Here is a 7250-nt window from a genome sequence, read left to right on the forward strand (position 1 = left end):
GGGTGCACACGGCTTTCGTCCCAATGCGGAATATTATCAGGCAAAGTAATTTTGGGTCGATTCAATATATCGCGTGCTGCCGCATCGGCAAATACCAGGCATTCCAGTAATGAATTACTGGCCATTCGATTGGCACCATGCAAACCCGTATGAGCGGTTTCGCCAATCGCATACAGGCCGTCAATGTCCGTTCTTCCTCGCATATCTGTCATAACACCGCCACAGGTATAATGAGCTGCAGGGACTACCGGAATGGGTTCCTTCGCCATATCCACACCGAATTGCAGGCAGCGTTTATAGATAGTAGGAAAATGCGTGGTAATAAATTCTTTGGACTGATGACTGATATCGAGATAAACGCAATCCTGGCCGAGACGTTTCATTTCATGATCAATTGCGCGCGCCACAATATCCCTTGGGGCCAGTTCAGCCTGAGGGTGAAATGCCGGCATAAACCGTGTGCCATCTGCTAACTTCAATGTGGCACCTTCACCGCGCAACGCTTCAGAAATTAGAAAAGATTTGGCTTTGGGATGAAATAAGCAGGTTGGGTGAAACTGAATAAATTCCATATTGGCAATTCGACAGCCGGCGCGCCAGCCCATGGCAATTCCGTCCCCGGTCGATACGTCTGGATTACTGGTGTATAAATACACTTTTCCGGCACCGCCAGTGGCGAGCACAGTGACTGGAGCCAAAAAGGTTTTGGGTTGATCCTTTTTGATATCCAGCACGTAACAACCCAGACAACTATTCTCTTCAGTGGCCAGGTGTTTGTGGGTCGTAATCAGATCGATACCGATATGATAAGGAAACAACGAAATATTCGGATGCGCTTTGGCTTTATCCAGCAGTGTTGTTTCCACCGCCCGACCGGTTGCATCAGCCGAATGAATAACCCTCCGATGACTGTGACCACCCTCCTGTGTCAGATGATATGTCTCGGTGGTCATATCATCACGGGTAAAAGAAACACCCTGTTCAATCAGCCACTCGACACTTTCTCGCGCATGTTCAACCGTAAAACGAACGACGTCCTCGTCGCATAATCCGCCGCCGGCGCGCAAAGTATCATCAATATGGGATTGCAAAGAATCGGCTTTATCGAGTACAACTGATATGCCGCCTTGAGCATAAAGTGAAGCACCTTCCTCAAGCTGGCTTTTGGATAGAACGGCAACACGGGCCTTGTCTGCCATCTTTAAAGCCAGGGTCAGACCTGCTGTTCCGCTGCCGATAATCAGCAGATCAAAATGATGAGTTGTCGTCATGGGTCCTGTTAAAGGTAGAATGCCAACAATTATTGTGCACTGATTGTGGAACAAAAATAAATGACATTGGTCAATCTAGCATTAAACAGAAATTGTCTCCGGCTTGTCGGAGTAGGCCGGATATATAAATGAACGTGGATCAGGAATTAGTTCAGCGGGTACAGGCGGGCGACAAAAAGGCGTTTGATCTGTTGATAATGAAGTACCAACAGCGAATCATACATGTGATAACCGGATTTGTGCATGACCCAGTTGAAGCAATGGATGTAGCGCAAGAAGCTTTTATTAAAGCTTATCGTGCGTTGCCGAACTTTCGCGGGGACAGTGCGTTCTATACGTGGCTTTATCGTATCGCTATCAATACCTCTAAAAATCATCTTACTGCCAGTTCGCGGCGACCACCAATGAGTGATGTCGATGCTATGGATGCAACAAATTATTACGATGCGCCCGAACTTAAGGAATTTGAGACCCCTGAAAACAGTCTCATGTGTGTAGAGTTGGAAGAGGCTATCCAGCAAGCAATTGAAGATTTGCCGGAAGATACCGCTACAGCTATCAAGTTGCGAGAATTTGAAGGTATGAGTTACGAAGAAATCGCGGAAGCGATGGACTGTCCGATCGGCACCGTCCGGTCAAGAATATTCAGGGCTAGGGAAGCTATCGATAAACAAGTTAAGTCAGTGATGGGTGAAGAGGAATAACAATGGCAATTAATCATCTCGAATTAGTGTCTGCTTTGGTTGATGGCCAGCTGACCGGTAGTGAACTCGAACAGGCGTTGGAATTAGTTAACAATGACAGCAGCGTCCGTGAAGCATTTATGCGATTTCAGCAGGCAAGCGATATCCTGCATGGATATACGCGAAGCATTACACAATCACCGTTAGAGCTAACAACGCGCATTTCTGCTGCGCTGGAAGCTGAACCGGTTTATTCAATTCCTACTCAAAATAAACCTACCGCAAAATTATTGCGTTTTCCAAAAAACTTCTGGAAACAGGCAACAGGTCTGGCAATGGCTGCATCCGTTGGAGCACTTGCTGTGGTCGGCGTTGTACAGCAGCAAACAGGATTCAACGGCGTGCCCGTAGCCAGTGTCGTGGCGAATGAATCACCAGCGACTATGGTTAGTCAATCTAATCGCTGGACTGTCGCCGAACCGGAAATTGAAGACAGACTTAATAATTATCTGCTGGATCATAATGAATATGTTGGCACATCAGGGATGTTTTCTTACGGTCGCGTCGTTTCTTATGGCACGGAGCAATAGGAATGTACCAGCGATTTCGTTTTTGCGTTGCGTTGCTGGTGTTGTTTGTTCCGGCAGTTCAGGCAGGATCCGCTTCGATTGAATTACTCGAGCGAATGAGCCAGGCAGCAAAGCAACTCAATTATGAAGGCGTTTTTGCCTATCAAAGCGGTAAAACTTTCCAGTCAGTGCGTATTTATCATCGTAATGATGATGGCAATGAATCTGAAAGACTGGTTTCACTGAATGGTTCAGCTCGTGAAGTCCTCCGTTCCAATGATACTGTTACCTGTATCAACCCGGATGGGAAGCAAGTTAACGTCAGTCAAAGACCTTTAGGCCGTGGATTTCCCAGTGATCTCCCTCGGCGATTGCGTTCAGCGACTCCCTTTTATGAATTAAAACTCGGTGGAGAAGACCGCATTGCGGGTAAATTAACGCAGCGACTTGATATCAAACCGGTTGATAATTATCGATATGGCTATCGACTGTGGATGGATAAAGAAACTGATTTATTACTCAAATCAGAATTAATCGGTGAAAATAATGAGGTGCTGGAAACCTTTGAATTTACGGATATTGAAACTGGAATTGAGATAGCAGATGCTGAGCTGGCGCCGCAGATGTCGGGCAACGAAATGATCTGGCATCGTACCGAGCCCGGTGAAATGACTACCCAGGATTTAGTCGCATTCTCCCATTGGCAGTCAAAATGGTTACCGGATGGTTTTACCCTTGTTGCCCATCAAAATCGTCTGCGAGCCAACAATGGTGCACATGTTGAGCAGCGGGTCTACAGTGATGGATTGAGTTCAGTATCGGTATTTATTGAAAAAATGCTTGCCCAACATAACCATTTTCATGGAGGGTCTCACATGGGAGCCGTAAATGCATTTGGTAGCGTGATACATTCGCATTTTGTGACAGTTGTAGGTGAAGTACCTGCTGTAACAGTCGAAAAAATTGGTGCAGCAATTGAATATGCTGGTCCATAACCAAGATGATTGAACAAAAAGCTACAGTTCTACGTACAGATGAATCAACTATCTGGTTGCAGGCCGAACGACAATCTACCTGTGATAAATGCCAGGTAAAAAAAGGATGTGGTACCGGTTTGCTAAGTGAACATGTAGGTAGGCGTTTTTCAACCATTGCCGTACCCAAGACGCAAGCCGTAGAGCCTGGTCAGCAAATGAATGTTTCTATTCCGGAAGAAGCGCTTTTGCACGGTGCTTTCATGATGTATCTGCTACCGATTTTATTTATGTTCGCGGGCGCAGTCATCAGTCGATTTATCTTTGCAAATGAATTGCTGGAAATTATTGGTGGATTGGCTGGTCTGATATTTGGCTTTTATTGGGTCAAAACTCGACTCAAAAATCAAAAAGTGGCCATTGAAACTCAAATCATAGAGGAAAAATAATGACGCAATACAAAACAACAGGCGCAATGGTAATGGCATTGCTGATGTGGTTAATGTTGAGTTCAGCCGTTCAGGCACGGGGGGGGTTACCCGAATTTACTGAATTGGTGGCTGAAAATGGCGATGCGGTCGTTAATATAAGTACCACAAGTAAGCCAAAAGAAATGGCCTCATCACAACAACTTCCACCAGGCATGGAAATGCCTGAAGGAACACCATTTGATGATTTTTTTAAACGTTTCTTTGGTGACCCTTCACAACCACGTGCCCCCCAACCAAACTCACTGGGGTCTGGTTTTGTTCTTTCTGAGGATGGATTTATTCTGACAAATCATCATGTCATTAAAGACGCTGATGAGATAATTGTTCGTTTCAGTGACCGTACTGAGCTGGTGGCAGAATTGTTAGGAAGCGACGAACGCAGTGATGTTGCTTTATTGAAAGTTGATGCCGAAGGCATGGATCTGAAAGCCGTTAAGCTCGGCGATTCCAACGATTTACAAGTTGGCGAGTGGGTGTTGGCAATTGGTTCACCTTTTGGATTTGATTATTCGGCTACAGCAGGTATTGTCAGTGCGCTGGGGCGTAGCCTGCCAAGTGATAGCTATGTGCCATTTATTCAAACGGACGTGGCAATCAATCCGGGTAACTCTGGAGGGCCATTATTCAACCTGGATGGTGAGGTTGTTGGTATAAATTCACAAATTTACAGCCGCACCGGTGGTTTTATGGGGGTTTCATTCGCTATTCCGGTTGATACTGTGATGAATGTGGTCGAGCAGATTAAAGAGCAAGGTTATGTGAGTCGCGGCTGGTTAGGTGTTGTTATTCAGGATGTTACACGTGAATTGGCAGAATCCTTTGGGTTAAGCAAACCACGTGGTGCGTTAGTTTCCCGTGTTGTTGCGGGAAGTCCTGCTGAGAAAGCTGGATTTGAAGCGGGTGACGTGATTCTGAAATTTGATGATCGCATTGTGGATAGTTCATCGGATTTACCGCCAATTGTTGGTCGTACTGAAATCGGTAAAAACTCCACAGCCGAGATCATGCGTAATAACAAGAAAATGACGCTCTCGGTGGTCGTGGAAGAACTTCCTGAAGATGAGCAAGTTGCTAGTGGTGCAGCGCCTCGTACAGGTGAATTTTACAATAGTCGTCTAGCAATTGAAGTCACCGACCTGACAGCAGAGCAACGTGCTGAGTTAGGGCCCAATCAGTCTGGTGTTGAAGTCAGAAAAATTGAATCAGGTCCAGCGGCACTAGCCGGTATTGTTCCTGGAGACATATTGCTAAGCATAAACAATCAAAAGATTGTCGATGCAAAACAATTTATGGAGTTGGCTGAACAGTTGCCTACTAATAAAGCGATACCTGTACTCGTTCAGCGTTCTGGTGCTTCACAGTTCCTGGCGCTAAAAATTCCAGAATAGATTTTAATTAAGTAATTCTGGTTGATACCTCAAAAGCAGCTGATGGATTTCCAACAGCTGCTTTTTTTTGTTCGATAGGTGGACTTAAAAAACAAAATTTCTTATTGAATCATTTTGCTTTATCATTAATGATAATTATTATCATCTAGATAGAAAGTCCTGCATTACATGTTCAACAAAAATAAAATTTCCAACAGCATTCTGATTATTGAAGATGATTTAGTGCTAAATCATCAGCTAAAACAGCTGCTGGAAAAACAGCGTTTTATCGTTTCTCAATGCTTTGATGGTGAACATGGATTGCTTGCTGCGGTTAGTGAGCATTACGATCTGATTTTGCTTGATATCAGTCTGCCTGAACGAGATGGTTATTCTGTTTTAAATACGCTACGACAAACTCGTAAAACGCCTGTCATTATTCTTACCGCTCATGGTGCTGAAGAAGAGCGCATTCTGGGTTTTAAAAATGGGGCAGATGATTATTTGCCAAAACCATTTAATTTTACTGAATTGGTGCTCCGCATTGAGGCAATTCTCAGAAGAGCCTGCACAACCAGCTATCAACAGTTGAATGGGTCTGTTTTACAACACGAAGGTTTGACGCTGGACAGGCAGAAACAGCAGGTTTTTTTTCATGAGCATGCAGTGCAGCTGACGCCCATCCAGTTCAAGTTGCTGTGGACGCTAATGCAGCACGCTAATCATCTGCTCAGTAAACCACAGCTTTATCGTCTGGTGATGGAGCGCGACTTCAGTCGATATGATCGAAGCCTTGATATGCATATGAGTCGGGTCCGACGAAAATTAATCGATGTTGGCATGCCGGTTGACCGGCTGCAAACAGTCCATGGGGCGGGCTATATCCTGTTATGAAAAGGCGCCTGTTATGGAAACTGTCCCTGACTATTACGCTTGGAACACTTGCCTTGTTCTGGATAATCCATCATTTAATTCTGCAGACCGAGCAGCATATGAGTTTTATTGATAAACAGGATCAGCAGCAGTTAATTGATTATGCAAGACATGCTGAAATGCTGTATCTGCAAGGTGAGGATGAAAAACTGGCAAATTGGATCAACTATATAAAGCATCAGGAAGATACCTGGGTTGCACTGATCCGTTCAAAGCTCACACCACTGGCAGGTAGTGAGATGGATGACTATTTTGTCGAAAATTTTGCATTGGGTAGAGATATCAGTTGGAAGATCCATTTATATTTTGCTCAAAATCCGATTATGGATATTACCTTTGCAGATGGGCATACCCATTTTCTGATTCGTCTGCCACAACGTATGCGACCCGGAGGCTATTGGACCTATACCAGTCTGTTACTACAAATTGCTTTACCGATGCTCTTGCTGGCTATCTTGAGTGTGGTGATTTATCGGCACGTCATGTCACCATTAAGACAACTCGAAACCGCCACTAAGCAATTCAGTGAGGGTGATTATCAAGTGAGAGTGCGTGATGACCTTGGCAAACGCAATGATGAAATAGCGGCTTTAGCCAGTACTTTTGACAGCATGGCAGAAAGAATTGGTACACAAATCCAGACCCAACGTCATCTAACCACCGATTTATCACACGAATTAAGAACCCCGTTAACGCGCGTTGAACTGGCATTAAGTATCGCTGAACAATCCACTCCAGACGATGAATCATTGCAACGTATCCGTCATGAATGCCAGCAAATGCGTGAGTTAGTGGAAGATACTTTAACCCTGGCCTGGTTAGAGAATGAGCAACCATCGTTACAAAATGCATCACTGGACTTGACCGACTTGATTGACAGCATTGTAGAGAATGCCCGATTTGAATTCCCCCGGCACGTCATTACTGTTCATACACCGGAAACAGCTTATCTTCAGCAAAGC

General features: G+C 44.8%; 7 protein-coding genes and 1 pseudogene. 7 read left to right on the forward strand and 1 reads right to left on the reverse strand.

Features of this window, described 5'->3' with window-relative positions:
* Nucleotides 1–1271, reverse strand: a pseudogene (gene nadB, locus B3182_RS14220) (L-aspartate oxidase); the annotation flags it as partial.
* Nucleotides 1272–1399: 128 nt separating this feature from the next.
* Here nadB and rpoE point away from each other — a divergent pair.
* The 7 genes from rpoE to B3182_RS14255 all read left to right on the forward strand — a co-directional run.
* Nucleotides 1400–1975, forward strand: coding sequence for an RNA polymerase sigma factor RpoE (gene rpoE / locus B3182_RS14225; protein ID WP_292355489.1), 576 nt, complete (start codon nucleotides 1400–1402; stop codon nucleotides 1973–1975).
* 2 nt (nucleotides 1976–1977) lie between these two features.
* Complete coding sequence (locus tag B3182_RS14230) at nucleotides 1978–2544, forward strand: sigma-E factor negative regulatory protein (RefSeq protein WP_292753209.1); 567 nt, start codon at nucleotides 1978–1980, stop codon at nucleotides 2542–2544.
* 2 nt (nucleotides 2545–2546) lie between these two features.
* Nucleotides 2547–3518, forward strand: a complete 972-nt coding sequence (locus tag B3182_RS14235) for a MucB/RseB C-terminal domain-containing protein (protein WP_292355493.1) — start codon at nucleotides 2547–2549, stop codon at nucleotides 3516–3518.
* Nucleotides 3519–3523: 5 nt separating this feature from the next.
* Entirely contained in the window at nucleotides 3524–3946 is a 423-nt protein-coding gene (locus tag B3182_RS14240) for a SoxR reducing system RseC family protein (protein WP_292355496.1), read from the forward strand.
* On the forward strand, nucleotides 3946–5376 hold the full coding sequence (locus tag B3182_RS14245) for a DegQ family serine endoprotease (RefSeq protein ID WP_292355498.1): 1431 nt from the start codon (nucleotides 3946–3948) through the stop codon (nucleotides 5374–5376). Before B3182_RS14240 ends, B3182_RS14245 begins: the two co-directional genes overlap by 1 nt.
* 168 nt (nucleotides 5377–5544) lie before the next feature.
* Nucleotides 5545–6249 (forward strand): response regulator transcription factor, encoded by a 705-nt coding sequence (locus B3182_RS14250; protein WP_292355500.1) that lies wholly within the window; start codon nucleotides 5545–5547, stop codon nucleotides 6247–6249.
* Nucleotides 6246–7250: histidine kinase sensor domain-containing protein (locus B3182_RS14255; protein WP_292753212.1), on the forward strand; the 1005-nt coding region annotated here is incomplete at its 3' end. The genes B3182_RS14250 and B3182_RS14255, both read left to right, overlap by 4 nt.

Origin of the sequence: Methylophaga sp. UBA4204 (genome assembly GCF_002379485.1) — a bacterium.
Taxonomy (GTDB): domain Bacteria; phylum Pseudomonadota; class Gammaproteobacteria; order Nitrosococcales; family Methylophagaceae; genus Methylophaga.

Coding starts and splice junctions, on each gene's coding strand:
- rpoE (WP_292355489.1), top strand. CDS start 1,400: ATGAACGTGGATCAGGAATTAGTTCAGCGGGTACAGGCGGGCGACAAA.
- B3182_RS14230 (WP_292753209.1), top strand. CDS start 1,978: ATGGCAATTAATCATCTCGAATTAGTGTCTGCTTTGGTTGATGGCCAG.
- B3182_RS14235 (WP_292355493.1), top strand. CDS start 2,547: ATGTACCAGCGATTTCGTTTTTGCGTTGCGTTGCTGGTGTTGTTTGTT.
- B3182_RS14240 (WP_292355496.1), top strand. CDS start 3,524: ATGATTGAACAAAAAGCTACAGTTCTACGTACAGATGAATCAACTATC.
- B3182_RS14245 (WP_292355498.1), top strand. CDS start 3,946: ATGACGCAATACAAAACAACAGGCGCAATGGTAATGGCATTGCTGATG.
- B3182_RS14250 (WP_292355500.1), top strand. CDS start 5,545: ATGTTCAACAAAAATAAAATTTCCAACAGCATTCTGATTATTGAAGAT.